Genomic DNA, 25,900 nt, shown 5'->3' with positions numbered 1-25,900 from the left:
CATATGAGCACGGATTACGCCCGCCTCGACGGCAAGATTGCCATCGTCACTGGCGGCACACAGGGCCTCGGCGCCACCATCGCCCGCCTCTTCGCCGAACGCGGCGCCAAGGGCATCGTCATCTGCGGCCGCAACGAGGCCAAAGGCAAGGCCAAGGCCGAGGAGATTTCGTCCAGGACCAGCGCGAAGGTGGTCTACGTCAAGGCCGATCTCGCCAAGGTCGAGGATGCGCAGAAGGTCGTCCATGTCTGCGATCAGACCTTCGGCCGCGTCGATGCGCTGGTCAATGCCGCCGCCATCACAGACCGGGGCACGATCCTCGACACCAGCCCCGAACTCTTCGACGCCATGTTCGCCATCAACGTCCGCGCCCCCTTCTTCCTCATGCAGGAGGTGGTGAAGGTCATGCGTCGCGAAAAGATCGAGGGCACCATCGTCAATATCGGCTCCATGTCCGCCAAGGCCGGCCAGCCTTTCATATCAGCCTATTGCGCCTCCAAGGGTGCCTTGGAAACGCTGACCAAGAACACCGCCTACGCGCTCCTGCGCAACCGCATCCGCGTCAATGGCCTGAATATCGGCTGGATGGCCTCCGAGGGCGAAGACCGCATCCAGAGGGAATTTCACAGGGCCGACGATGACTGGCTCGCCAAGGCGGCCGCAAGCCAGCCCTTCGGCCGGCTGGTCGATCCGGAGGAAGTGGCGCGCGCCTGCGCCTATCTCTCCTCCGGAGAATCTGGCCTGATGACCGGCTCCGTCATCTGCTTCGACCAGTCGATCTGGGGCGCTTACGACGGCTCGCCGCATCCGATGTCGGCGCTCTGACGTGCCATTTCGAGGTTCCTGAGCCCGACGCTTTCCGTCTTCGGGCTCTGGCAGATTTCTCCGTTTGCCGCTACGAAGAAACAAGAGCGATCTGGGAGGAATCGGGCATGGCTGGAAGCGAGCTTTATGACATCAAAGACGAGCGTTTTCGCGCGCTAATCGCCGGCAGCGCCGTACTGGAAGAGCTTTACACGGGCTGCCGTTGGGCCGAAGGTCCTGTCTGGTTCTCGGATCTGAATTGCCTGCTCTGGAGCGACATTCCAAACGAACGCATGATGCGTTGGGTGCCGGATGGCTCAGTCTCCGTCTTCCGCTCGCCTTCCAATTACGTCAACGGCAACACCCGCGACCGACAGGGCCGCCTCGTCTCTTGTGAACATGGCGGCCGTCGCGTGACCCGCACGGAGCCTGATGGACGCATCACCGTGCTGGCCGACAGCTATAACGGCAAGCGCCTGAACTCCCCGAACGACGTCGTTGTGAAATCCGACGGCTCGATCTGGTTCACCGACCCGAGCTACGGCATCATGTCCGATTACGAAGGCCACAAGTCGCCGGAAGAGCAGGAAAGCCGGAACGTCTATCGCATCGATGCCGCGACCGGCGATATCGAAGCCGTCGTGACCGACTTCATCCAGCCGAATGGGCTGGCCTTCTCACCTGATGAACGGCAACTCTTCATCGCCGATTCCGGTTCCGCCAATCATGACGTCCCGCGCCACATCCGCGTCTTCGATGTCGTGGATGGCCGCAAGCTGACAAACAGCCGCTACTTCTGCTCGATCGACAGCGGCATACCGGATGGTTTCCGTTTCGATGTCTCCGGCAATCTATGGACGAGCGCTGCTGACGGCGTGCACTGCTTCGCGTCCGACGGGACGCTGCTCGGCAAGATCAAGGTACCGCAGACCGTGTCCAACATCACCTTCGGCGGCCCGAAGAAGAATCGCCTCTTCATCACGGCGACACAATCGCTCTACTCGATCTATACGACGACCAACGGCGCACAGTATCCGTAAGGCCTGACGATTATTTCTGCGCCGCTGCCCGCAGACCCTGCTGGAAGACCTGCTTCATTTCGGCAAAACCATCAAAGCCGAGATGATGCGCGAAGCGGATGACGCTGGTCTGCGAAACATTGCAGCGCTCGGCGATCTTCTGGCTGCTTTCGAAAGCGAAGACATCAGGCCGCTCGGCGGCAAGCCTCGCCAGTGCATCCAGCCGCTGCGGCAGATCGCGATGGATGGAAACCCAGAATGCCTTGCTGAGAAAGGCATCTCCATCCGCCTTCATCGAAACGGTCTGCATTCCCTCCTCCATCAAATATCGCCGCGGAAGCCAGGGCCATCATGGCCCAGCCCCCACGGAAGGAACTGTTTAAGCCTTTGCCTTATCGGGCCGGCCGTGCAGCGGCTCCTTGCGGTGCCAGTTTTCGAGGATGCGCCCATCCGTGTGCTTCTGTTGCGCCCAGCGGATGCCGTTCGAGATGACCTTGTGCACCGTCTTGTCGTGATAGATCGGATAGGTCTCATGGCCGGGGCTGAAGAAGAAGATGCGCCCGCGCCCGCGCTGGAAGGTGCAGCCGCTGCGGAACACTTCGCCGCCGGAATACCAGGAGATGAAGACCAGCTCATCCGGCTGCGGAATGTCGAAGGGCTCGCCATACATTTCCGAGGCATTGACCTCGAAATAGGGCGGCAAGCCCTCGGCGATCGGATGCGAGGGGTTGACCACCCAGACGCGCTCCAGATCGCCCTCGGGCGTCTCACGCCAGGAGAGATTGGCATTTGTGCCCATCAGCCGGCGGAAAAGCTTGGAGTGATGGCCGGAATGCAGGACCAAGAGCCCCGTGCCCTTCAGCACCCGCTGCTGCACGCGGTCGATCAGCCCGTCGCTGACCTCTTCATGGGCCATATGTCCCCACCAGAGCAGCACGTCGGTATCATTGAGCACGGAATCCGGCAGGCCTTCATCCGGATCGTCGAGCGTGCCGCGGCGGATCTCGAAATCGGGATGGGCGATACCGGCGGCAATCGCGCCATCGATACGGTCAGGATAGATCTCCTGGACCTCCTTGTGAACCTGCTCGTGGCGTCCTTCGTTCCAGATCGTGACCTTGATTGTCATGTCATTCCTCGATGTTTCAAGCTTGGGCCGAACGGACGACCCGGCCGGCGGAATCAAACAGATGGCAGGCGGCGCGCTCGGCTGTGAGCGAGACGCGATCGCCAGGACGGATGGTCATGTCGCCCTCGGCGCGCACGACGATCGGCTGTTGTTGAGAACCGACCGTCAGATAGGTCTCGACGCCGAGCCGCTCGACGATGACGACCTCGGCCGAAAAATCGCCCTGCCCTTGCTGTGCGAGCTTCAGATGCTCCGGCCGGATGCCGAGCTTCGCCTCGCCCTGCGGGACAGTGCCATTGTCATCCGAGAGATCGATCGCAAGGCCGAACGGGCTTTCCAGATGCACCTTGCCGGCATCCCGGCGCGTTGCCGTCATCGGCAGCACGTTCATTTTCGGCGAGCCGATGAAGGTCGCGACAAACTCGTTTTCCGGCTGATGGTAGAGCTCCATCGGCGCACCCTGCTGGGCGACGACACCTTTGTTGAGAACGACGATCCGGTCGGCCATCGTCATCGCCTCGACCTGGTCGTGCGTGACATAGACAACGGTCGCCTTCAGTTCGCGATGCAGGCGCTGCAGCTCGGCGCGCATCTGCACGCGCAGCGCCGAATCGAGGTTCGACAGCGGCTCGTCGAACAGGATGAGCGACGGCTTCTTGATGATCGCACGGCCGATCGCCACACGCTGCCGTTGGCCGCCGGATAGTGCTCCCGGCTTGCGGCTGAGATAGTCGGTCAGTTGCAGGATCTCGGCGACGCCTTCCACCTGCTTTTTGATTTCGGCTTCCGGCACCTTCTTGAGGCTCAGCGAAAAGCCGATATTCTCCGCGACCGTCATATGCGGATAAAGCGCATAGGACTGGAACACCATGGCGATGCCGCGCTTGTCCGGCGGCACGTCGTTGATGCGCTGGCCGTTCAGCACCAGATCGCCCTCGTCGATGCCTTCAAGGCCGGCAATCATGCGCAAGAGCGTGGACTTGCCGCAGCCGGACGGGCCGACGAAGACGGCAAATTCGCCGTCTTCCACCGTGATGTCGACGCCCTTGATGACTTCGAGCGCGCCATAGAATTTGCGAACGTTTCTGAGATTGATCATTCGTTTCTCTTTCTTGATCTCAGCCCTTCACACCGCCCGAAAAAGTCTGGACGAGGAAGCGCCGCGCAAAGCCGAAGGCGACGACGGCAGGCAGCAGGTAAATGAAGGCGAGCGCCGTCAGCAGGCCGTAGTCGATCTCGTTGATGCGCAGGAAAGCGCGGAAGAGACCGAGCGGCAGCGTCTGCAGCTCCGGCGACGATAGGAAGATCAGCGGCAGCAGGAAATCGCCCCAGGCCGACATGAAGGCGAAGAGACCGGCGGCCGCCAGCCCCGGCATGGCAAGCGGGATCAGCACGCGGCGAATGCGCTGCATCATCGTCGCCCCATCCATGACGGCCGCTTCCTCATAGTCGCGCGGCAACCCGTCGAAGAAGGTCTTCATGATCCAGAGCCCGAGCGGCAGCTGCATGGTGGCGAGCACCAGCATGATGCCGAGATAGCCATCGATGAAACCTGTCCAGCGCATGATATCGCGGGCATAGCTGCCGAAGATCGGCCTGAGAAGCGCGCCTTCAGCATTGTTAAGCGTCAGCAGGAACTTGTAGAGCGGCACGACGAGCGCCGTCGGCGGCAGCACGCGGATCAGCAGGATCGCGTAGAGGAAGGGCAGCTTCCACCAGGCGCGTGTGCGAGACAGCGCATAGCCGCCAAGCCCCGCCAGCACCATGACGATAAGCGTCGCGCCGCCAACCACGAAGAGCGAGTTGAACAGCCACTTCGCCCCATCCTCCTTGGTGAAGACGCGCGCATAGTTTGCAAGCGTCCACTGCTCCGGCCAGCGTAGGAAGAGCTGCGCATTGCCGTCGAAGGAGGCAAGCAGCACCCAGAAGAAGGGCACGGCACAGAAGATCGAGATGATCGACAGCGTTGCATAGGCGATGAGGTCGGAGCGGGTCTTGTTGGCACCTTCGCTCGGAGAAATAACGGCCATGTCAGACCTCCACCTTCATGGCCCGCACATAGCCGATGCCGAGGATCAGCGAGATGATGAGCGCGACGACCGCGACCGCAGCGCCGTAGCCGAGCTGGAAGGCCGTGAATGACTGGTTGTAGATGTAGATGCTGACGACCTCCGTCGCCCCGCCCGGCCCGCCGCGCGTCAGTGCATAGACGAGGCCGAAAACGGCGATGGTGGAGACGGCAGAGATCAGCATGTAGAGCAGGATCGTCGGCATCATCAGCGGCAGGGTGATGCGGCGGAACATCTGCGAAGGTGTCGCGCCATCCATGCGCGCCGCCTCGTAGATCTCGGAGGGAATGGTGCTCAGACCAGCCGTCAGCAGGATCATCGCGGTAGCAATGCCGCGCCAGGTATTGACGATGATGATCATCGACAGCGGAAAGGCGTTCAGCCAGTCGGCCGGATCGATGCCGAAGAAGGCGACGATACGCGACAGCGTCGCATGTTCGCCGCCAGCCAGCATCGAGATCCACATGAAGCCGGCAACGACCTCAGGGGCGGCATTCGGCAGAAGGATGATCGAGGAAAAGAACTGCCGGAAACGGATCGGCCGGCGCAGCGCCATCGCCGAAATCAGCCCGAGCACGAACTGCCCGATGACGGCCGACCCCATGACGAAGACGAAGGTGACGAACAGCGAATTCCAGAACTTCGCATCGTTGAACAGGCGCACATAGTTGCGAATGCCGACAAAGCGCGGCCGCAGCGCCGCAGCCCCCGTCAGCGCTTCATTGGTGAAGCTCAGATAGACGGAATAGAGGGCAGGATAGATCACAAAGGCCAGAAGCAGGATCAGCGACGGCAGCAGAACCAGCAGGAGTTGGCGCTCGGTTCGCTTTTCATGAGAGTTTCGGGCCATTGAAGCTCACAACCTTATCGAATGAAAGCGGCTTATCGATTGAAAGCGGGAAGACGCGGCTATCGTGCCGCGTCCCCGTCTTGGCGGGAGGAAGATATCAGTGGCTTACTTGACCATGTCATCGCCGAGCGTTTCCTTGACGTAGTCGACAAGGATCTTCTGGGCGCCGGCAGCATCGGTTTCCTTGCGCAGCAGGGCTTCAGTGGCGCGCGCCACACCTTCGGCAACCGTGCCGAAGCCGGAAGCCTGCTTCAGGAAGACGCCGTTTCCGGCAGCTGCATGGATCGGAACGAGTTCCGTCAGCTTCTGGAATTCCGGATCCTTGGCGGCATCCTTGCTGGCCGGAATGTTGCCGATGCGGGCAGCGTATGAGACCTGCGTTGCGACCGAGCCGATTTCCATCAGCGCCTTCTTGGCAAGTTCCACATTGGCGGACTTGGAGTTGACGGCCCACGGAGCAGCGAGGTTGGCAAGAACATACTGGCCGCCGCTCTGACCCGGAACGGTCCAGGTGCCGACGATCTTGGTCACGTCAGGGATGGGGTTCTTGCTCTCACGACCCCAATCGAAGATGTAGCACCAGGAGCCGCAGGTGGTGGCGGCAAGCTTGCCGGCCGGGAACATCTCATACTTCGGCACCACCCAGGGCTCCGGTCCGAGCAGCGGCTGCACCGGCATCAGATCCTTGTCGATCAGCGTCTTGTAGACATTGAAGACATCCTTCACGCCCTCACCGTTCAGATCGAGCTTGCCGTCGGCATCAACGAGCTGCGGCGTCTTGGAGCCGACGATAAGATGCTGGAAACCTTCGTCGAAGGCGCCGCTGCCCCAGGATACACCGGCCGGAAAGAGCAGGCCGTAGGAACCGGTCTTCTGCTTGACCTCGGCTGCGCGGTCGAGGAGCTCCTGCCACGTCTTCGGCTGTTCCGTGGAAATGCCGGCCTTTTCGAGAACGTCCTTGCGGTAATAGATTTCCTGAATGCCGAGCATGAACGGCATCACATAGGTTTCTCCGTCAGGGCTGACGGCAAGCTGCTTGGCTACGTCATAAAGGTTGGCATAGCCATCCCAGGCCTTGAATTCGGTGGTAACGGGCGCGAGGTAACCGGCCTCAACCATATCGGCAACGGCAGCCGTTGTCGGGATGGAGAAGAGATCAGGGGCGTTGCCGGCACCCAGTTCGGTCAGAAGCTTGGTGAGATAGTCCTTGTCCGGCGCCGGATATTCGACGACCTCGACCGTGACACCATATTTTTTCTCGATCCGCTCGACGGTCGACTTCATGGCGTCGATGCCGGCCTGACCGTGATTGGCGATACGAATTGTTTCAGCATGCGCCAGCGTCGAAACCGCGCTGAGCAGGATGGCGCACAGGCCACCGATAACCGTCTTCTTCAACGGAAGTCCTCCCTTTTTTAGAGCCACGGCGCCCTCCAGCACCGGTGACGAAAATGTACACGCATTCTGAATACTGACAAGATGATTTTTGAAACCTCAAATTTCTTAAAACTATCATATTGATTTTATATAGTTATTTATAACTTGCACCGATCGTGTCGTTTGTGTAATCGTTTGCACAACGATATCAGGGAGGATTTCGATGTCTCAGAAATTACGCCTCGGCGTCATCGGCGCCGGCTTGAAAGCGGCTGAATATGCAGAGAGCTGGGCAAGGATGCCGGAAATTGAATTCGTGGCGCTTGCCGACACCAGCGAAACCTCCCGCAAGCGCCTGATTGACGTCTGCACCGCGGCCGGTGCGCCGGAGCCGAAAGGCTTCGCCGATTACCGGGATCTCCTCACAAAATGCCGCGACGAACTCGACATCATCTATGTCTCGACTCCACACGCGTCCCATGCCGAGCAGGCAACGGCCGTTGCCGAAGCCGGCCTCGATCTCTTCCTTGAAAAGCCGATGGTGACCACGGTCGCCGAGGCCGAGAGGCTGATCGCGGCACAGAAGAAGAGCGGCGTCACCATCGTCACCGCCTTCCAGGGCGGGCTTTCGCCACTGGTGCTCGACACCCGCAAGCGCGCGCTGTCTGGCGAATTCGGCGAACTGATCGCCATTTCAGGCATGATCTGGGAAAGCTGGTCTTCGAATTATGAAGGCCACTGGAAGCAGAGGCCTGAAATCTCCGGCGGCGGTTTCATGTTCGATACCGGCGCACACATGATGAACACCGTCTGCCTGCTCGCCAATTCCGACTTCGACAGCGTTTCCGCCTATATGAACAACCATGGCAAAAAGGTGGATATAGCGACCGCCGTCTCCGCACGCCTGAAGAATGGCGCACTCGTGACGCTGACGGCCGCCGGCGAAGGCCCTCCCGGCTGCGCCTCCTACATTACCTTCTTCTATTCCAAGGCGATCGTGCGTATCGATGCCTGGGGCGGCTGGCGTGAAATCAGCGTCGGACGTACCAGCGAGCCGCGCGAAGAGGCCGAAATTCTCGGCAATCCGATGAAGAATTTCCTCGCCATCCGCGCCGGAACGATGGAAAACTCCGGCTCCGTTGAAATGGGTCTCAGATTCGCTAGGCTCTGGGATGCAATCAAGGAATCGGCAGCGGCCGACGGCACCCCCGTCAGGATTGCCGGATAGGCGCAAGACGATGAGCGGAACGAACAGACGGCGGATCACCTCGAAGGAACTGGCGAAACTCGCCGGCGTGTCCTCGGCAACGATATCGAGGGCCTTTTCGCCGGATTCGAGGATCGGCAGCGCCACGCGCGACCGCATCCTCGCCGTCGCCCGTGAATACGGTTACCAGCCGAATGCGATCGCCCGCTCGCTGAACAACCAGCGTTCGCGTTTGGTCGCCCTTGTCGTGAACGCCATCGGCAATCCCTGCGAGGCGGAGGAACAACAGCTCCTCGTCCACCGCCTGCAGGCCCGCCAGCTCCTGCCCATCATTCTCTGCTGCGCCGATCATTCGGATCGGCTGCAGCTGATGCGGCTTGCCTCGACCTATCAGGTCGATCACGTCGTCATCTTCTCCGACATGGTGTCGATGCAGGATGCGGTCGATATCTTCCATACGACCAAGCCGATCATCGTTTCCTTCGAGCCGCTGGAAAACGAGGATGTTTCCAACATCCGCATCGACGGCGCTGTCGGCGCCGGCGAAATCATCGACAAGATCGTCGGCGACGGCAAAAAGCGCTTCGCCTATCTCTCCGGCACCAAGTCTAGCTGGATCGACAAGCTGCGCCGCAAGTGGTTTGCCGATGCGCTCGCGCGTCACGGCCTCGCCTTCGAAGCGGAAGCCTTCGGCGATTATTCCTATGATTCCGGTTTCAAGGAAGCCGTCCTCCTGCTGCACCGTTCCAAGGTCGACGCCGTCATCTGCGGCAATGACGTGATGGCGATCGGTGCGCGCGATGCCGCCCGCCGCGTGCTCGGGAAGAATACGCCCGAGGATATCGCCATCGTCGGCCAGGACGGTATCGCCATGGCCGCCTGGGACTGCAACGACCTGACGACGCTGAGCCTCGACCACGTGGCCTTCATGGACGCGGTCGTTGAGGTGATCGAACGCCATGAAGCCGGCGATGAAGGTCCCCACAGCATCACACTCACTTGCACGCCCCGCTGGGGCTCGACCGCCTGAGAGACGGTCCGTCATTCGCATCGAGGAGGAATACCGATGTTTATCCGTTCACGCGCCGCTGTCAGGCGCCGCCGCTCCCATGCCGCCTGCCGGGGAGCTTGAGATGCGTTCTGTCGTTTCCCTCAACGAATCCTGGAGCTTCCATGAAGGCTTTGGTCATCGCCTGACCGAGGCTTTCGACGGCACCCACATGGTCAGCCTGCCACATACGGCGGTCGAACTGCCCTTCAACTATTTCGACGAGAAGCGCTACCAGCGCGCCTTTACCTATCAAAAGGTGCTGCGCTGGCTGCCGGAATTCGAAGGCCGCGAAGTCTCCATCCTCTTCGACGGCGCCATGGCCGACAGCGTCGTCTATCTGAACGGCGAGGAGATCATCGCCCATAAGGATGGCTATACGCCCTTCGAAGCCCGGCTGACCGGCAAACTCATCAAGGGCGAGAACCTGATCACCGTCAAGATCGACGGCAGCGAGAACCCCGCCATCCCGCCCTTCGGCGGCCGTATCGACTATCTGACCTATGCCGGCATCTATCGCGACGTCTGGCTGAAGGTCACCGATAAGGTTTCGATCCGCAACATCAAGATCGAAACGCACGACATCCTCTCCGACAGAAAATCGGCGACAGTGCGTGTCGATATCGCCAACCCGCAGGGCCTCACCTATGCGGCAACGGTCACCGGATCACTGCGGGACGCGCATGGCAACATTCTGGCAAGTGCTGCCGGCGAGACGATCGGTACCAGCACCACGCTTTCCTTCGGCGGCCTGAGCGATATCGAACTCTGGGATCTGTCGAACCCGGCGCTCTATGAAGTCTCCGTCGAACTGAAGACGGAACATGGCGCCGACCGGACCACCGGCCATTTCGGCTTCCGCACTGCCAAATTCACCCCGGAAGGCTTCCTGCTCAATGGCCGTCCCGTAAAGCTCCAGGGCCTCAACCGCCATCAGGCCTATCCCTATGTAGGCTACGCTGCCGGCCGCTCCGCGCAGGAGCGCGATGCCGATATCATGAAGAAGGTGCTGAAGTGCAATATCGTGCGCACCTCGCATTATCCGCAGTCGAAATGGTTCCTGGACCAGTGTGACCGCATCGGCCTGCTGGTTTTCGAGGAAATCCCCGGCTGGCAGCATATCGGCGATCTCGACTGGCAGCAGGAATCCATCGAGAACGTGCGCCGCATGATCGAGCGCGACTGGAATCACCCCTCGATCGTCATCTGGGGCGTGCGCATCAATGAATCGCTCGACAGCCACGATTTCTATACCGCGACCAATCGGCTGGCCCACGAACTGGATTCCACCCGCCAGACCGGCGGCGTGCGCTATCTGACCGAAAGCGAGTTGCTGGAAGACGTCTACACGATGAACGACTTCATCCTCGGCAACGAGGAATTGCCGGGCGCCAACCGCCCGCGCACGGCACTTCGCAGCCAGCAGGAAAATACCGGCCTGTCCTACAAGGTCCCCTACATCATCACCGAGTTCAACGGCCACATGCATCCGACCAAGATGTATGATGCCGAGCAGCGCCAGGCCGAGCATGTACGCCGCCATCTCGAAGTGCTGAACGCGGCCTATGGCGATCCGGATATTTCTGGCGCGATCGGCTGGTGCATGTTCGACTATAACACGCACAAGGATTTCGGCTCCGGCGACCGCATCTGCTATCACGGCGTCATGGATATGTTCCGCGAACCGAAATTCGCGGCCTACGTCTACGCCAGCCAGTGCGATCCCTCAGATGAAGTGATCATGAAGCCGGTCACCTTCTGGGCGCGCGGCGAACGCAGCATCGGCGGCGTGCTGCCGCTGATCATCCTGACCAATTGCGACGAGGTGGAGCTGACATACGGCTCGCTGACGAAGCGCATCGGTCCGGACCGCGAAAACTATCCGCACTTGCCGCATCCGCCGGTCGTGCTGGACCACCGCCATTTCACCCAGGACGAACTCGGCCGCTGGGGTCTGGAATGGATCGATGGCGAATTCACCGGGTTCATCAATGGCGAGCCCGTGGCAAGGCTGACGCTCGCAGCCGATCCACTGCCGACCAGACTGGAAGTCGCGCCCGACAGCACCACGCTGAAGGCTCGCGAACGCGACACGACCCGCGTCATCATCCGCGCGCTCGACCAGCGCGGCCAGCGCCTGCCCTTCCTGAACGATGCTGTAACGCTGACGGTCAAAGGCCCTGCCAAGATTGTCGGTCCGACGAGTGTCCCGCTGCAAGGCGGCACGGCTGGCTTCTGGCTGGAGGCAACGGGCCTGACGGGCGAAATCACCATCGAAGCGGCATCCAGCCACTTCGCAACTGTTAGCATTTCCGTGGCTGCCGTCTGACGGCCTTTACGCGATCCTGAGTTGGCTGGCAGGATCGAAGAACACCGCCTTGTCGAGATTGAAGGCAAGGCGAGTGTTCTGACCAGGCAGAATGCCGGTATCGGCGCCGAGACGCGCCACCACCGACTTGCCGCCAAGCTTGGTGACAGCAAACGTATCCGAACCGGCCGGTTCCACGACTTCGATGGCACAGTCGCCGTGAATGACCGACTTCGCCTTGCGGTCGGCACCATCGGGGTCGGTCAGTGCTTCGGGACGGATGCCGAAGATCACCTGCTTGCCCGCGTAGCCGGTAAGGCTGTTGTTGCCTGCATTGACCGGCAGCTTCAGCGGCTCGGCATTGGGCCGCTCCAGCGAGACCTGCAGCCCGCCGTCGCCGTTTTCGACGGTGGCGTTGAGCAGGTTCATCGCCGGCGATCCCATGAAATCAGCCACGAAGACATTGGCCGGGCTGTTGTAGATTTCGGCCGGCGTGCCGAACTGCTGCAGCACGCCATCCTTCAGCACCGCAATCTTCGTCGCCAGCGTCATGGCCTCGATCTGGTCGTGCGTGACATAGACGATCGTCGTTCCCATGCGCTGGTGCAGGCGCTTGATCTCCGTGCGCATGTCGACGCGCAGCTTCGCATCGAGATTGGAGAGCGGCTCGTCGAAGAGGAAGACCTGCGGATTGCGCACAAGCGCGCGGCCCATCGCCACGCGCTGCCGCTGACCGCCCGAGAGCTGCGATGGCTTGCGATCAAGCAGATGGCCGATCTGCAGCATGTCGGAGACCTGCTTGATCGCCTTCTCCCGCTCGTCCTTCGGCACGCCGCGGATTTCCATGCCGAAGGCAATGTTGCCGGCAACCGTCATGTTCGGATAGAGCGCATAGCTCTGGAACACCATGGCGATATCGCGCTTGGACGGATGCAGGTCGTTGATGGCGCGGCCGTCGATGCGAATTTCGCCTGAGGTGATTGCCTCAAGCCCGGCAATCGTGTTGAGCAGCGTGGACTTGCCGCAACCGGACGGGCCGACCAGCACCAGGAAGCCGCCCTTTTCGAGTTCCAGATCGATTCCCTTGAGGATGTCGACGGCGCCGAAGCGCTTCTTGAGACCGGAAATTTCAAGGAAAGCCATGGATCACCCTTTGACGGCGCCCGCCATCAGACCGCGCACGAAGTAGCGGCCGGCGAGGATATAGACGATGAGCGTAGGAACGGCCGCGATCATCGCCGCAGCCATGTTGACATTGTATTCGACCACGCCGGTCGAGGTATTGACGACGTTGTTCAGCGCCACCGTCATCGGCATGGAATCGCCCGTGCCCGCATAGGCCGAGGCAAACAGGAAGTCGTTCCAGATATTGGTGAACTGGTAGATGACCGTCACCACGATGATCGGCAGCGAATTCGGCAGCATGATGCGGCGGAAGATCTGGAAGAAGCTCGCCCCATCGACCTGCGCTGCCTTTACCAACTCCGTCGGAAAGGCCTCATAGAAATTGCGGAAGAACAGTGTCGTGAAGCCCAGACCGTAGACGACGTGGACGAAGACCAGATTGACCGTCGGATTGCCGAAGCCGAAGTTGAAACCCGTGGCGTTCTGCAGCATGACGCCGAAGCGACCCAGCGAGCCGAGAATGGTTGCCATCGGCAGGAGCACCGACTGAAACGGGATGAAGCACGCAAAGAGCATCAGCCCGAAGACCAGTGTATGACCGGGAAACCGCCACTTCGTCAGCACATAGCCGTTGAGCGCACCGAGAACGGTCGAAATGGCAACTGCCGGCACGACCATCTTGATGGAATTCCAGAAGTAGCCCTTGATGCCTGCACAGGTGAGACCGACGCAGGTCTCGCCCCAGGCCTTGAACCAGGGATCGAGCGTGGGCGCCTGCGGCAGAGCCAGCATGTTGCCGTTCTGGATCTCGTCCATCGTCTTGAACGACGTCGTCAGCATGACGAAGAGCGGCATCAGATAGAGAACGGCGAATATCGCCAGCAGGCCGTATATGATGACGCGGCCGATCCAGCGGCCACTATTGCCGCCCTGCGAGCTCGCGATCTCGGAGGATGTAATGCTGCTCATCGCCCCTTCTCCCTGAGTTCGGAATAGAGATAGGGAACGATGATCGCCGAGATGGTCATCAGCATGATGATGGCGCTTGCAGAGCCGACGGCCATTTCATTCCGCTTGAATGTGTATTCGTACATGAAGTTGGACGGCAGCCAGGCAGAGCCGCCGGGGCCGCCTGAGGTCAACGCCACCACGAGGTCGTAGGACTTGATCGCCATATGAGCGAGCACGATGAAGGCCGACAGGAAGATCGGCCGCAGCATCGGGATGACGATCCGCCGGTACATCTGGAAGGGCGATGCGCCGTCGATCTGCGCCGCCTTCATGATCTCGCCGTCGATACCGCGAAGCCCCGCAAGAAACATCGCCATGACGAAGCCCGAGGCCTGCCAGACACCGGCGATGACGACGGTGTAGATGACGAAATCCTTGTTCTTGATCCAGTCGAAGTGAAAGCTCGTCCAGCCGAAATGATGCAGCGTCTGCTCGAGCCCGAGGCCCGGATCGAGAAACCATTTCCAGGCAACGCCCGTCACGATGAAGGACAGCGCCATCGGGTAGAGGAAGATCGGCCGCAAGATGCCTTCGCCACGGATCTTCTGGTCGAGAAGGATTGCCAGCAGCAGGCCGAGTCCAAGGCAGATGAAGATATAGAGGAAGCCGAAGATCCCCATATTGGTGATCGATGTGTACCAGGAGGACGGCGGATCGCTTTCGAAGGTCCAGCGCCAGAGCCGCTGATAGGCGCGCGAGCCGGTCAGCGCATAGGACGGAAAAGTCTTGGAATTGGTGAAGGAGAGATAGGCCGTCCAGACGATGAAACCGTAGACGAAGATCACCGTGATGAGGAAACTCGGCGCCAATACGATTTTCGGCAATGCATCCTGCAGTCGGCCGCGAATGGACATGCGAGTTGAGGGCTTCGACGTCAGCGCCGGATCCGTGGTCGCAACTGTACTCATGTGATCATCTCCTCCCCGCGCAGCAGGGCCGTGGGCTTCCCCGCAAGGGTGCGGGAAAGCCTTTGTCGTTAGAATTAGCGAGCGTCGTCGATGGCCTGAACGAGCTGGGTAACAGCTTCATCGGAGGTCTTGATCTGACCATGGACGAACTTCGAGACAACGTCCTTATAGGCGTTGGCGATCGCCGGAGGAGCACCATAGCCCTGAGCGAGCGAGCCGAACAGCGTGCCGCCTTCGTTGGCAGCCTTCAGGTCGGCAATGCCCTTCTTGCCGCAAGCGTCGAAATCCGTATCCGGAACGTCGGTGCGGGCCGGAACCGAACCCTTGACGACGTTGAAGGCGGACTGGAAGCTCTTCGACAGCGTTGCTGTGGCGAGCGCCACCTGAGCGGCCTTGCGGTCGTCAGGCACGTTGAACATGCCGAACATGTCGGAGTTGTAGACCACGCTGCCCTCGGTGCCCGGGAAACGATAGCACAGGAAGTCGGTATCGGGGGTCTTCTTGGCGGCAACGAATTCGCCCTTCGCCCAGTCGCCCATGACCTGCACCAGAGCATCGCCCTTGATGACCATGGCGGTCGCCAGGTTCCAGTCGCGGCCCGAGAAGTTCGGATCGACATACTTGATGATCTTGGCGAGGTTATCGAAGGACTTCTTCATCGTGTCGGACTTCAGCGATTCCTCGTCGAGGTCGTTGAAAGCCTTCTTGTAGAATTCCGGACCGCCGGTCGACAGCACGATGGAGTCGAACATCGTGGCTTCCTGCCAGTTCTGACCGCCAAGCGCGAGCGGGATGACGCCGGCTGCCTTTGCCTTGTCGAGCAGGGCGATCAGGTCGTCGAAGGTCTTCGGCTGCGTGCCGCCGATCTTGTCCATGACCGACTTGTTGATCCACAGCCAGTTGACGGAGTGAACGTTCACAGGGGCTGCGACCCACTTGCCGTCATAGACGGAGAACTTCTGCAGCGCTGCCGGAACGGACTTGTCCCAGCCCTCCTTCTTTGCCGTCTCGGTCAGGTCACCCATGACGCCAGCCTGGGCATAGTCGAGAACGGTATAGCCGAGCATCTGAGAAGCGGTCGGATAGGTGCCCGCGGCAACCATCGCCTTCAGCGCGGTCATGGCTGCGTCGCCGCCACCGCCGGCCACCGGCACGTCCTTCCAAGCAAAGCCTTCCTTAGCGAGGTCCTGCTTCAGCACGTTGAGCGCCGCGGCTTCACCGCCCGACGTCCACCAGTGCAGCATCTGGACTTCCTTGACGTCAGCCGCGTGAGCGCTGCCGAAACCAGCCATCATCACGACAGCAAGAGCTGCCGAGCTCAAAAACTTGCGCATGAATATCCTCCCGTTCGTAAGTGGCGGCGAGACCCACCTCGCCCGCCCCGATGTCTTCCGCCGTGAGGGCGGCCAAACATCACGCTACACCGCACCTCCCAGCGCGGTTAACAATTTAAAACGTTATAAACGCTGTTACGTCAAGTCCTTCCTCGACTCCCGAGAAAAATATGATTAGTTCGATAAATATTGATTTTATTTGATTTTTTCTGAACGCTTAAGAAACCGTAAAAATTTAAATCGTTTGCATTGATTGATTGCGTGCCGGTTTCATCGTGTTATTGTAGCCGCGATCCAGCATGGAATGTCTCCAGTGACCGAATCGTCCCAACTGCAACGCGGTGAAAATCCGGATGGTGCGCAAAAGCGCGGCAAGCCGACCTTGCGTACCATCGCGACATTGACCGGTCTTGCGGTGACGACGGTTTCGCGCGCACTCAGCGACGCGCCGCAAATATCGGTTGAAACGCGCGAGCGCGTCCATCGCATTGCCCGCGAGATCGGCTACTTGCCGGACCGGGCTGCCCAGCGCCTCAAGACGGGCCGCACCAACGTCATCAGCATCCTTCTCGATCCGCATCAGGAAGTGGTCGGCTTCGGCACCGCGATCATGTACGGCATCGCCAAGGCGTTGAAAGAGACATCCTATCACCTCGTCGTCGCCCCGAACTTCCTGTCGACGACGGATCTCGAAGCGGCGGAATATATCGTCCGCAACAATTTCGCCGACGGCCTGATCTTCACGCGGACGGAACCCTTCGATGCGAGGGTGCGGATGCTGCAGGAAGTCGGCTTCCCCTTCGTGTCTCACGGGCGCACGGAGTTTTCGACACCGCATGCTTATGTCGATTACGACAATTACGCCTTCGCCTACGAAGCCACCCGGCGCCTGATCGCCAAGGGCAGGAAGCGGGTCACGGTCGTCATGCCGCCGAAGCGGCTGACCTTCAGCCAGCATATTCTGCATGGTTTCATGACCGCCGTGCGCGAGGCCGGCGTCGCCTATGAGATATCGGAAGCGGTCACCCTCGATTCACCGGCCAACGAGATCAGGGATTTCTTCCGCGCCCGCGCCGCAGCACCCGATGTTCCCGATGGCTTCGTCTGTCCGGGCGAGGTTTCGGCGCTGGCTCTTGTTACGGCCATGAGCGATGCCGGCCGCGTTCTCGCTGAAGACTATGATATCGTCGCCAAGGAGACGTCGCATCTCCTCACCCATCTTCAGCCGAAGATCGAAACCATCTATGAAGATCTTGTGGAAGCTGGCGAACATCTCGGTCAGATGCTTCTTCAGCGCATCAGCAATCCGGCAGCGGAGAGCCAGAGCCTGCTCCTGCCGCCGCAGATCAATTTTCCGGTAGCCTAAGCTGCGTCACGACCGGCTGTCGGCTTTTCGCGGAAAGCGAAGACTTCGACCGGCTCGCCAAGCCCGCGCAGAGGAAAAGTGCCGAGATTGTCCATCTCTTCCGTGCAAGTGGCCATCTCGACGAAAGCGCGCGACAAAAGCACCGGTCGCCTGACCTCCTTGGTCAAGGTTTCAAGCCTCGAGGCGACGTTGACTGCCGGGCCGATGACCGTGAAATCCAGCCGCCGACGCGAACCGATATTGCCATACATGACATCGCCGACGTGGACGCCGACACCATAGCGCAGGGGATTACGCCCCAAACGCTGATGCTGCTCATTCAGTTTCGCCATCGCCTCTTGCCCTTCACGGATCGCCGTCAGCAGATCCTCGCAGGCCGAAGGCTTCGACAGTGGGAAAATGGCAAGCAGTCCATCGCCCATGAATTTCAGGATTTCGCCGCCGTGCCGCTCGATCGGATCGGACATGGCATCGAAATAGTCGTTGAGCAGATGAATGACGTCATCACGCGGCCAGAGATCGGAGATCGCCGTGAAATCGCGAAGGTCGCAGATCATGATCGCCGCGCCGACGGTCGTGCCGCTGCCGCGAGTGATGACGCCGGAGAGAATTTGTTCGCTTGCATGCGGCCCGACATAGGTCTGCAACAGCGTACGCGCCATGATGTTCTTCAGCCGGATTTCACTGACCAGCGTCAGGGCGGGCAAAAGATCGCGCAGGAAATCCACGTGTTCGCCGGTAAAACCGCCTGGCCTATTGGTGGAGAACGTAACGACGTGGCGCTTGTCGAACGTATGATCGATCGGCCAGGCAATATATTCGGAATAGCCGTCGTCGCGCAGTTCCTGGTAGAAGGGATAATCGTCGCCCTCCCATAAATCCTCCAGGTTCTTCCGCACCTCGTTGGCGCCTTTGTGGATCTCGTTGACCGGGCTGTTAAGGAATTGCGGCGTGGTTTCCACCCCGTAGGCAAAGGTGTCGATCTTTGCCTCTTCCATGCCTTCCACCCACAGGATGCGAGCGCCGATCCACTGCGGATGGTTGGTGCGGAAATGCAAGCTCGACCGGTTCACCGGCACGCCGGCTGCCAGCAGCCGCTTGCACATCTCCACCAGGATATTGTCGATGAAACGCTCGTTGCGGGTCTCGTTGATCAGCCAATCGAGAATTCGGCGCCTGCGGATTGGCCAGACGCCTTCGGCAGCTTCGCTTGCCGGATCAGTCGCTTCGAAAGAGGGCCTCATAAAAAACTCCCGCTACGCCACATTCAAGGAATACATCGGGCTGAATGTGGGCGATAGCGGGCCAAATGATAAGAGGCTTCGCAAAGATAAACCTCAGAAATCCCAGTCTTCGTCCTCGGTCGCCACCGCCTTGCCGATGACATAGGAGGAGCCGGAGCCCGAGAAGAAGTCGTGGTTTTCATCGGCATTCGGCGAAAGCGCAGACAGGATCGCCGGATTGACCTTGCAGGCTTCGGCCGGAAACAGCGCCTCGTAACCGAGGTTCATCAGCGCCTTGTTGGCATTGTAATGCAGGAACTTCTTGACGTCCTCGGTCAGCCCGACGCCGTCATAGAGCGCTTCGGTATATTTCGCTTCGTTGTCATAGAGTTCGAGCAGCAGGTCGAAGGCGAAATCCTTGATCTCCTGGCGGCGCTCTTCAGAGAGCTTTTCAAGTCCGCGCTGGAACTTGTAGCCGATATAATAGCCGTGCACGGCTTCGTCTCTGATAATGAGGCGGATCATGTCGGCTGTGTTGGTAAGCTTGGCGCGGCTCGACCAGTACATCGGCAGATAGAAGCCGGAATAGAAGAGGAAACTCTCCAGGAAGACGCTTGCGACTTTCTTCTTCAGGGGATCGGCCGAAGCATAGTGCTCCATGATCAGCGCCGACTTCTTCTGCAGGAATTCGTTCTCCTCCGACCAGCGATAGGCATCGTCGACATCGGGCGTCAGGCAAAGCGTGGAGAAGATCGAGGAATAGGAGCGCGCATGCACCGCTTCCATGAAGGAGATGTTGGAAAGCACTGCTTCCTCATGCGGGGTGACCGCATCCGCCATCAGCTTCACGGAGCCCACACCGTTCTGGATCGTGTCGAGCAGCGTCAGCCCTGTGAAGACGCGGATCGTCAGCTGCTGCTCGGCCGGCGTCAGCGTTCCCCACGAAGGAATGTCGTTCGACAGCGGCACCTTTTCCGGCAGCCAGAAATTGCCGGTCAGACGGTTCCAGACCTCGAGATCCTTGTCGTCCTCGATACGGTTCCAGTTGATGGCGCGTACGCGGCTGACCGGTTTGATGGATATGTTCATTGGGTGGTCTTTCTTCCACAAATTCTAACGGAGTGCGGAGCCCCCTCACCCTGCCCTCTCCCCGCTGGGGAGAGGTGAGCGCCGTGCAATCGGCTTGTCTCTTCTCCCCATGGGGGAGAAGGTGCCGGCAGGCGGATGAGGGGGCTACAAGCTCGAAACTCTCGGCCAGCAGCCCAAAATCAAAGCGTACAAGACACGCAGCCCTGCACCTCAGTGCCGGACAGCGCCATCTGGCGAAGCCGGATATAGTAGATGGTCTTGATGCCTTTCTTCCAGGCATAGATCTGGGCACGGTTGATATCGCGCGTCGTTGCCGTATCGCGGAAGAACAGCGTCAGCGACAGACCTTGATCGACATGCTGGGTAGCTGCCGCATAGGTGTCGATGATCTTCTCAGCGCCGATCTCGTAGGCGTCCTCGTAATAGTCGAGATTGTCGTTGGTCATGAACGGCGCCGGATAATAGACGCGGCCGATCTTGCCCTCCTTGCGGATCTCGATCTTCGAGACGATCGGATGGATCGAGGAGGTCGAGTGGTTGATATAGGAGATCGAGCCCGTGGGCGGCACAGCCTGCAGGTTCTGGTTATAGAGGCCGGAGGCCATGACCGCCTTCTTCAGCTCGAGCCAGTCTTCCTGCGTCGGAATATGAATGCCGGCATCGTCGAACAGCGACTGCACCTTTGCGGTCGCCGGCTTCCATTCCTGCCCGGTATATTTGTCGAAATATTCGCCCGAGGCATATTTCGAATTCTCGAAACCCTTGAAGCTCGCGCCGCGCTCGACTGCCAGACGATTAGAAGCACGCAGCGCATGATAGGTCACCGTGTAGAAATAGATATTGGTGAAATCGACGCCCTCTTCCGAACCGTAGTGGATGCGCTCGCGGGCGAGGTATCCGTGCAGGTTCATCTGTCCCAAGCCGATCGCGTGGCTGTCGTCATTGCCCTTTTCGATCGACGGCACCGAGGAGATATGGCTCATGTCGGACACGGCCGTCAGCGCACGGATCGAAGTTTCGATCGTCTTGCCGAAATCGGATGAATCCATCGCCATCGCAATGTTGAGCGAGCCGAGATTGCAGGAAATATCCTTGCCCATCGTCTTGTAGGAAAGGTCGTCGTTGAACTCGCTCGCTTCACTGACCTGCAGGATTTCCGAGCAGAGGTTGCTCATGCTGATACGCCCGGCGATCGGGTTTGCCCGGTTCACCGTGTCTTCGAACATGATGTAGGGATAACCACTCTCGAACTGGATTTCGGCAATCACCTGGAAGAATTCGCGCGCCTTGATCTTCTTCTTGGTGATACGGGCATCCGCCACCATCTCGCGATATTTCTCCGTCACCGAGATTTCGGTGAAGGGCACACCGTAGACCCGCTCCACGTCATAGGGCGAGAAGAGGTACATATCCTCGTTGTTCTTGGCGAGCTCGAAAGTGATGTCGGGCACAACGACGCCGAGTGACAGCGTCTTGATGCGGATCTTCTCGTCGGCATTTTCTCGCTTGGTATCGAGGAAGCGCATGATGTCGGGGTGATGCGCGTTGAGATAGACGGCGCCCGCGCCCTGCCGCGCGCCAAGCTGGTTGGCATAGGAGAATGAGTCCTCCAGCAGCTTCATCACGGGAATGATGCCCGAAGACTGGTTTTCGATCTGCTTGATCGGCGCACCCGCCTCGCGAATATTGGTCAACGAGAGCGCCACGCCGCCGCCGCGCTTGGAAAGCTGCAGCGCCGAATTGATGGAGCGGCCGATCGATTCCATATTGTCTTCGACGCGCAGCAGGAAGCAGGAGACGAGCTCGCCGCGCTGCTTCTTGCCGGCATTGAGGAAGGTCGGCGTTGCCGGCTGGAAACGGCCGGCGATGATCTCTTCCATCAGATCGCGGGCAAGCTGCTCATTGCCCTCGGCAAGTGCCAGCGCCACCATGCAGATGCGATCTTCGTAGCGCTCGAGATAGCGCTTTCCGTCGAAAGTCTTCAGCGTATAGCTGGTGTAATATTTGAAGGCGCCGAGAAAGGTCGGAAAACGGAACTTCTTGGCATAGGCCTGGTCGAACAGGTCGCGGACGAAATTGAAGGAATATTGGTCGAGAACTTCCTGCTCGTAATAACCTTCGGTCACCAGATAATCGAGCTTCTCCCGAAGGTTATGGAAGAACACCGTGTTCTGGTTCACATGCTGCAGGAAATACTGCTTGGCCGCCATGCGGTCCTTGTCGAGCTGGATCTTGCCCTCATCGTCATAGAGGTTCAGCATCGCGTTCAGCGCGTGATAGTCCAGCGCTTCCACGGCCTTTAGCGGTTTTGCGCCCGCATCCCGCGTCAGATTTGTTCCCGTGTCCAAAATCGTCCCATCCCGTCTTTGACATTGGCGACATCCTCGGCAGTTCCCAGAAGCTCAAACCGGTAGAGGTACGGCACCTGGCACTTCTGCGAGATCACGTCGCCGGCAAGCCCGTAGGTCTCGCCGAAATTGCTGTTGCCCGCAGCAATCACGCCGCGGATGTTGGAGCGGTTTTCCGCATCGTTGAGGAAACGGATCACCTGCTTGGGCACGGCCCCTTTTCCCCCGTCCCCGCAATAGGTGGGCGAGATCAGCACATAGGGTTCGCGAATGTCGATGTCTTCAGCGCCGAGGGGAATGCGCGCCGCGCGCAGTCCCAGCTTCTCGACGAAACGATGGGTATTCTCGGACCGGCTGGAATAGTAGACGATCAGGCCCATCGCTCTTCTCCGATCAGGAGAGCGCGCTGATCATATCAGGGCGGAAGCCCGCCCAGTGGTTCTCGCCGGCAACGACGACCGGAACCTGCATGTAGCCCATGCCGCGCACGCGATCGAGCGCGTCGGCATCCTCGGAGATATCGATGATTTCATAGTCTACGCCCAGACGGTCGAGGGCGCGGTAGGTGGCGGTGCACTGAACGCAGGCAGGCTTGCTGTAAACGGTAACGCTCATCATGTTCCTCGTGATACCGATGGATTCCGGACGCAATACTGGGATCGGGCGCCTTGCGGCGTCCGAGGCAACGCTTGATATTGATCTGACAAAGTTGGCGCTTTAGGCGCCGAACACTCTTCCCTGCAGGACCTGCACGGGCGGCGGTTTTGATGCTTTCGACATGACTTCAACCCCGAAGTGTTCAGCGGACGTTCGGGGCAGCGCAACAGGCTCGGATTTTTTCCTCCTGCATAGACGCGACCTTCCGGACACCCCGCCCGTGGACATCTAGTTCAAGGCAGGTCTCCTGGCTCGCGGGTCGAAGCACCCTGCCCCCAGCCTTCCCAAAGCGTCATGCCTCAGTGACCTGAAATCGGACAGTTGCTCACCGCTTACAGTTGCGGGGGCAGCTCCGGCCTTGTCGCGCCGTCATGACGAAACGCACCGTATTCCCATCTTAGCCCCTAATCCTTGCGAATCAGGGAAACCTCGAACGCTATATATAGTAGCTCAATGAGCCGGGTCGATCAACGACTTGTAGTGCCTTCCGTAGCGTGAGGCACTAGATAAAGGTCCGATCATGGTTAACGGCGGATTAATCAAGGTCCATCCGATGTCATTGGGGATTAAGGAGAGCCGACGTCTTGTCAGCTCTCCACTTCTCCTATCGCCGAATCGGCCCGATTGACCGAAGCGCCTTGGCGGCGGCAACCATGTTGACGAGCGCCGGACGAACCTCTTCCCACTTGCGCGTTTTCAACCCGCAATCCGGATTGATCCAGAGCTGCCCGTCCGTCAGACGCTGGCGCGCCAGTGTTAGAAGCTCCGTCATTTCCTCAACGTCGGGAACGCGCGGCGAATGGATGTCGTAGATACCTGGGCCGATCTCGTTCGGATATTTATAGCTGCGGAAGGCTTCCAGCAGTTCCATCTTGGAGCGTGACGTCTCGATCGAGATCACGTCGGCATCCATTGCGGCAATGGCATCGATGATCTGGTTGAACTCCGAATAGCACATATGCGTATGGATCTGCGTTTCGTCCGCCACGCCGGAGGCGCACAGGCGAAAACTCTCGACCGCCCAGTCCAGATAGGTCTTCCAGTCGGCCTTGCGCAGCGGTAGGCCTTCTCGAAGGGCAGCTTCGTCGATCTGGATCATCGCCGCACCGGCCTTTTCGAGATCGAGCACCTCGTCGCGGATCGCCAACGCGATCTGCCGGCTGACATCGGCACGGGAAAGATCGTCGCGGACGAAGGACCAGTTCAGGATCGTCACCGGTCCGGTCAGCATGCCCTTGACCGGCTTCTCTGTCAGCGACTGCGCATAGCACCACCACTCGACCGTCATCGGCTTCGGCCGGGAGACGTCGCCGAAGATGATAGGCGGGCGCACATAACGGGAGCCATAGCTCTGCACCCAGGCATGCTGCGTGAAGGCGAAGCCGGAAAGCTGCTCGCCGAAATACTGCACCATGTCATTGCGTTCGAATTCGCCATGGACGAGTACGTCCAAGCCGATTTCCTCCTGCCAGCGGATTGCCGCTTCAGTCTCTTTTTTCAAAAAGGCATCATAATCCGCCTCGCTGATCGTCCCCTTGGTGAAAGCGGAGCGGGACTTTCGAACATCTGATGTCTGCGGGAAGGAGCCGATCGTCGTCGTCGGGAAGAGCGGCAGGCGAAGCTTGCGCTCCTGCAGGCCGGTCCTCTCGGCAAAACCGCTGCTCCGCGTCATCATCGTCTCATCGATTGCCGCGACCCGCTGCCTGACTTTGAGATCGTGCACACGTGGCGAAGCTGCGCGAGAGGTCACAGCCTCAGAGGCTGCAGCAATCGCTTGAGAAGCCCCGCCGGGACTGCCGAGTGCAGAGAGTTCATCAAGTTTCTGGGTGGCGAAAGCAAGCCACGACGTCAGCTCCTCATCCAACCCGGTTTCCAGATCCAGATCGATCGGCACATGCAGCAGCGAGCAGGACGGTGCGATCTGCAGCCGATCCGCACCGATGCGCTGAACGAGTGGCTCGATCTTTTTCAGGATCGCAGCAAGGTCCGCTTTCCAGATATTGCGTCCGTCGATGATGCCGAGCGACAGCGTCAGATCAGCTGGCGCTTCGAGAAGGACATCAATCTGCTGCGGAGCACGAACGAGATCGACATGCAGGCCGGAAACCGGCAACGAGAGCGCCGTCGGCAGGTTGTCGCCTATATTGCCGAAATAGGTGGCGAGCATGATCTTCAGGTTCGGCACCAGCTCATGCAGCGCGCGATAGACGTGCTTCAGCGCTGCCTGCTCTTCTCCTGAGAGATCAAGCACCAGGCATGGTTCGTCGATCTGCACCCAGTCGGCACCGGCTGCACTCAGTTCCGCAAGCACCCTCGCATAAACAGGCAACAGGCGTTCCAGCAGGGTGATCGGCGCAAAACCTTCCTCGGTTCCCTTGGCGAGCTTCAGGAAGGTGACCGGACCGAGGATGACCGGCCGTGTGTGGATTCCGAGCGTCTTCGCCTCGATGAAGGCATCGAGCGGCCTGTTTGCGGTCAGCGCGAAGGATTGATCGGGACCGAGTTCCGGCACCATGTAGTGATAGTTCGTGTCGAACCATTTCGTCATTTCCAGCGCTGGCACGCCATGCCCGTGATGGTGCTGATGGCCGCAATCGACATGCGCCTCTTCGCCGGTCGAGCCGCGCGCCATGGCGAAATAGGTATCAAGCGCAACAGGCCCGTCCTTCCAACCATAGGCCGAAGGTATGGCGCCGATCATGACAGTCGTGTCGAGCACGTGGTCATAGAACGAGAAATCATTGGAGGGGATGATATCGATCCCCTTCTCTTTCTGCAGGGCCCAGTTTTGCGCCCGCAGCCGCTTGCCGATATCGAGAAGCGCGCCGGCATCGGACTTGTCGGCCCAATAGCTTTCAAGTGCGAATTTGAGTTCACGATGCTTTCCGATCCTGGGAAAGCCGAGATTTGCAGTCTTGATGGTCATTTCCTTACCCCGAAGGTTATGGGCAAGGCTGCGGCGCAACGCATCGACGAGGTGCGGCCACAGAAGTGCCGTCTCGCGCAAAGCGGCACACCGGGACACCCC

At 59.6% G+C, this 25,900-nt stretch carries 22 protein-coding genes and 1 riboswitch; of the genes, 6 read left to right on the top strand and 16 right to left on the bottom strand.

From position 1 onward, the window contains the following. Positions 1-3: 3 nt before the first annotated feature. Together H4W29_RS11770 and H4W29_RS11765 are read left to right on the top strand one after the other, a co-directional pair. Positions 4-825 (top strand): SDR family oxidoreductase, encoded by an 822-nt coding sequence (locus tag H4W29_RS11770; RefSeq protein ID WP_192729068.1) that lies wholly within the window; start codon positions 4-6, stop codon positions 823-825. 107 nt (positions 826-932) lie between these two features. Then, the gene (locus H4W29_RS11765) at positions 933-1,844 is read left to right on the top strand and encodes an SMP-30/gluconolactonase/LRE family protein (RefSeq protein ID WP_192729067.1); all 912 of its coding nucleotides are present in this window, start codon (positions 933-935) and stop codon (positions 1,842-1,844) included. A 10-nt stretch (positions 1,845-1,854) separates the two neighbouring features. On the opposite strand, the gene H4W29_RS11760 is transcribed toward H4W29_RS11765, so the two are convergent. From H4W29_RS11760 to H4W29_RS11735, 6 genes are all read right to left on the bottom strand, one after another. Next, positions 1,855-2,133, bottom strand: a complete 279-nt coding sequence (locus H4W29_RS11760; protein ID WP_183735421.1) for a MurR/RpiR family transcriptional regulator — start codon at positions 2,131-2,133, stop codon at positions 1,855-1,857. 69 nt (positions 2,134-2,202) lie between these two features. After that, positions 2,203-2,952 (bottom strand): ThuA domain-containing protein, encoded by a 750-nt coding sequence (locus H4W29_RS11755; protein WP_192729066.1) that lies wholly within the window; start codon positions 2,950-2,952, stop codon positions 2,203-2,205. A 16-nt stretch (positions 2,953-2,968) separates the two neighbouring features. Then, positions 2,969-4,051 (bottom strand): ABC transporter ATP-binding protein, encoded by a 1,083-nt coding sequence (locus tag H4W29_RS11750; protein WP_183735423.1) that lies wholly within the window; start codon positions 4,049-4,051, stop codon positions 2,969-2,971. 19 nt (positions 4,052-4,070) lie between these two features. Further along, complete coding sequence (locus tag H4W29_RS11745) at positions 4,071-4,982, bottom strand: carbohydrate ABC transporter permease (protein WP_192729065.1); 912 nt, start codon at positions 4,980-4,982, stop codon at positions 4,071-4,073. A 1-nt stretch (position 4,983) separates the two neighbouring features. Beyond that, a complete protein-coding gene (locus H4W29_RS11740; RefSeq protein ID WP_192729064.1) occupies positions 4,984-5,871 on the bottom strand; it encodes a carbohydrate ABC transporter permease in 888 nt (295 codons plus the stop codon). 105 nt (positions 5,872-5,976) lie between these two features. After that, complete coding sequence (locus tag H4W29_RS11735; RefSeq protein ID WP_192729063.1) at positions 5,977-7,269, bottom strand: ABC transporter substrate-binding protein; 1,293 nt, start codon at positions 7,267-7,269, stop codon at positions 5,977-5,979. A gap of 202 nt (positions 7,270-7,471) precedes the next feature. On the opposite strand from H4W29_RS11735, the gene H4W29_RS11730 reads away from it, so the two are divergent. From H4W29_RS11730 to H4W29_RS11720, 3 genes are all read left to right on the top strand, one after another. Beyond that, positions 7,472-8,476 carry a Gfo/Idh/MocA family protein gene (locus tag H4W29_RS11730; protein ID WP_192729062.1) on the top strand — a complete coding sequence of 335 codons (1,005 nt, stop codon included), beginning with the start codon at positions 7,472-7,474 and terminating at the stop codon, positions 8,474-8,476. Between the two features lie 10 nt (positions 8,477-8,486). Further along, the gene (locus tag H4W29_RS11725; RefSeq protein ID WP_192729061.1) at positions 8,487-9,485 is read left to right on the top strand and encodes a LacI family DNA-binding transcriptional regulator; all 999 of its coding nucleotides are present in this window, start codon (positions 8,487-8,489) and stop codon (positions 9,483-9,485) included. 103 nt (positions 9,486-9,588) lie between these two features. After that, on the top strand, positions 9,589-11,832 hold the full coding sequence (locus H4W29_RS11720; RefSeq protein ID WP_192729060.1) for a glycoside hydrolase family 2 protein: 2,244 nt from the start codon (positions 9,589-9,591) through the stop codon (positions 11,830-11,832). A gap of 6 nt (positions 11,833-11,838) precedes the next feature. On the opposite strand, the gene H4W29_RS11715 is transcribed toward H4W29_RS11720, so the two are convergent. The 4 genes from H4W29_RS11715 to H4W29_RS11700 form a co-directional block, all read right to left on the bottom strand. After that, the gene (locus H4W29_RS11715; protein ID WP_192729059.1) at positions 11,839-12,954 is read right to left on the bottom strand and encodes an ABC transporter ATP-binding protein; all 1,116 of its coding nucleotides are present in this window, start codon (positions 12,952-12,954) and stop codon (positions 11,839-11,841) included. 3 nt (positions 12,955-12,957) lie between these two features. Beyond that, positions 12,958-13,905, bottom strand: a complete 948-nt coding sequence (locus H4W29_RS11710; protein WP_192729058.1) for a carbohydrate ABC transporter permease — start codon at positions 13,903-13,905, stop codon at positions 12,958-12,960. Beyond that, positions 13,902-14,855, bottom strand: a complete 954-nt coding sequence (locus tag H4W29_RS11705; protein WP_192729057.1) for a carbohydrate ABC transporter permease — start codon at positions 14,853-14,855, stop codon at positions 13,902-13,904. Before H4W29_RS11705 ends, H4W29_RS11710 begins: the two co-directional genes overlap by 4 nt. A gap of 74 nt (positions 14,856-14,929) precedes the next feature. After that, positions 14,930-16,189, bottom strand: a complete 1,260-nt coding sequence (locus H4W29_RS11700) for an ABC transporter substrate-binding protein (protein ID WP_192729056.1) — start codon at positions 16,187-16,189, stop codon at positions 14,930-14,932. A gap of 313 nt (positions 16,190-16,502) precedes the next feature. Between H4W29_RS11700 and H4W29_RS11695 the strand changes: the two genes are divergently transcribed. Continuing rightward, positions 16,503-17,555 carry a LacI family transcriptional regulator gene (locus tag H4W29_RS11695; protein WP_192729055.1) on the top strand — a complete coding sequence of 351 codons (1,053 nt, stop codon included), beginning with the start codon at positions 16,503-16,505 and terminating at the stop codon, positions 17,553-17,555. Here the strand turns inward: H4W29_RS11695 and H4W29_RS11690 are convergent. From H4W29_RS11690 to metE, 6 genes are all read right to left on the bottom strand, one after another. Continuing rightward, positions 17,552-18,799: an adenylate/guanylate cyclase domain-containing protein gene (locus H4W29_RS11690; protein ID WP_192729054.1), complete on the bottom strand. Its 1,248-nt coding sequence runs from the start codon at positions 18,797-18,799 to the stop codon at positions 17,552-17,554. The two genes, H4W29_RS11695 and H4W29_RS11690, sit on opposite strands and share 4 nt — an antisense overlap. Positions 18,800-18,892: 93 nt before the next feature. Then, entirely contained in the window at positions 18,893-19,867 is a 975-nt protein-coding gene (gene nrdF / locus H4W29_RS11685; protein WP_192729053.1) for a class 1b ribonucleoside-diphosphate reductase subunit beta, read from the bottom strand. Between the two features lie 179 nt (positions 19,868-20,046). Then, the gene (nrdE, locus tag H4W29_RS11680) at positions 20,047-22,215 is read right to left on the bottom strand and encodes a class 1b ribonucleoside-diphosphate reductase subunit alpha (protein ID WP_192729052.1); all 2,169 of its coding nucleotides are present in this window, start codon (positions 22,213-22,215) and stop codon (positions 20,047-20,049) included. Further along, positions 22,194-22,595, bottom strand: a complete 402-nt coding sequence (gene nrdI / locus H4W29_RS11675; RefSeq protein WP_192729051.1) for a class Ib ribonucleoside-diphosphate reductase assembly flavoprotein NrdI — start codon at positions 22,593-22,595, stop codon at positions 22,194-22,196. The genes nrdE and nrdI overlap by 22 nt, the downstream gene beginning before the upstream one ends. Positions 22,596-22,608: 13 nt before the next feature. Beyond that, positions 22,609-22,830: a glutaredoxin-like protein NrdH gene (nrdH, locus tag H4W29_RS11670; protein WP_113296768.1), complete on the bottom strand. Its 222-nt coding sequence runs from the start codon at positions 22,828-22,830 to the stop codon at positions 22,609-22,611. A gap of 262 nt (positions 22,831-23,092) precedes the next feature. After that, a riboswitch (cobalamin riboswitch) is annotated at positions 23,093-23,319 on the bottom strand. Positions 23,320-23,476: 157 nt separating this feature from the next. Beyond that, a complete protein-coding gene (metE, locus tag H4W29_RS11665; protein ID WP_192729050.1) occupies positions 23,477-25,798 on the bottom strand; it encodes a 5-methyltetrahydropteroyltriglutamate--homocysteine S-methyltransferase in 2,322 nt (773 codons plus the stop codon). Between the last annotated feature and the right edge of the window lie 102 nt (positions 25,799-25,900).

Origin of the sequence: Rhizobium viscosum (assembly GCF_014873945.1) — a bacterium.
GTDB lineage: Bacteria > Pseudomonadota > Alphaproteobacteria > Rhizobiales > Rhizobiaceae > Rhizobium > Rhizobium viscosum.
Note: the sequence above shows the minus strand (reverse complement) of the source record. Positions and strands in the feature narration are given on the sequence as shown.

Bases quoted from the DNA above. Each gene is read 5' to 3' on its own strand.
- H4W29_RS11770 (WP_192729068.1), top strand. From the start codon at position 4: ATGAGCACGGATTACGCCCGCCTCGACGGCAAGATTGCCATCGTCACT.
- H4W29_RS11765 (WP_192729067.1), top strand. From the start codon at position 933: ATGGCTGGAAGCGAGCTTTATGACATCAAAGACGAGCGTTTTCGCGCG.
- H4W29_RS11760 (WP_183735421.1), bottom strand. From the start codon at position 2,133: ATGCAGACCGTTTCGATGAAGGCGGATGGAGATGCCTTTCTCAGCAAG.
- H4W29_RS11755 (WP_192729066.1), bottom strand. From the start codon at position 2,952: ATGACAATCAAGGTCACGATCTGGAACGAAGGACGCCACGAGCAGGTT.
- H4W29_RS11750 (WP_183735423.1), bottom strand. From the start codon at position 4,051: ATGATCAATCTCAGAAACGTTCGCAAATTCTATGGCGCGCTCGAAGTC.
- H4W29_RS11745 (WP_192729065.1), bottom strand. From the start codon at position 4,982: ATGGCCGTTATTTCTCCGAGCGAAGGTGCCAACAAGACCCGCTCCGAC.
- H4W29_RS11740 (WP_192729064.1), bottom strand. From the start codon at position 5,871: ATGGCCCGAAACTCTCATGAAAAGCGAACCGAGCGCCAACTCCTGCTG.
- H4W29_RS11730 (WP_192729062.1), top strand. From the start codon at position 7,472: ATGTCTCAGAAATTACGCCTCGGCGTCATCGGCGCCGGCTTGAAAGCG.
- H4W29_RS11725 (WP_192729061.1), top strand. From the start codon at position 8,487: ATGAGCGGAACGAACAGACGGCGGATCACCTCGAAGGAACTGGCGAAA.
- H4W29_RS11720 (WP_192729060.1), top strand. From the start codon at position 9,589: ATGCGTTCTGTCGTTTCCCTCAACGAATCCTGGAGCTTCCATGAAGGC.
- H4W29_RS11715 (WP_192729059.1), bottom strand. From the start codon at position 12,954: ATGGCTTTCCTTGAAATTTCCGGTCTCAAGAAGCGCTTCGGCGCCGTC.
- H4W29_RS11710 (WP_192729058.1), bottom strand. From the start codon at position 13,905: ATGAGCAGCATTACATCCTCCGAGATCGCGAGCTCGCAGGGCGGCAAT.
- H4W29_RS11705 (WP_192729057.1), bottom strand. From the start codon at position 14,855: ATGAGTACAGTTGCGACCACGGATCCGGCGCTGACGTCGAAGCCCTCA.
- H4W29_RS11700 (WP_192729056.1), bottom strand. From the start codon at position 16,189: ATGCGCAAGTTTTTGAGCTCGGCAGCTCTTGCTGTCGTGATGATGGCT.
- H4W29_RS11690 (WP_192729054.1), bottom strand. From the start codon at position 18,799: ATGAGGCCCTCTTTCGAAGCGACTGATCCGGCAAGCGAAGCTGCCGAA.
- nrdF (WP_192729053.1), bottom strand. From the start codon at position 19,867: ATGAACATATCCATCAAACCGGTCAGCCGCGTACGCGCCATCAACTGG.
- nrdI (WP_192729051.1), bottom strand. From the start codon at position 22,595: ATGGGCCTGATCGTCTACTATTCCAGCCGGTCCGAGAATACCCATCGT.
- nrdH (WP_113296768.1), bottom strand. From the start codon at position 22,830: ATGAGCGTTACCGTTTACAGCAAGCCTGCCTGCGTTCAGTGCACCGCC.
- metE (WP_192729050.1), bottom strand. From the start codon at position 25,798: ATGACCATCAAGACTGCAAATCTCGGCTTTCCCAGGATCGGAAAGCAT.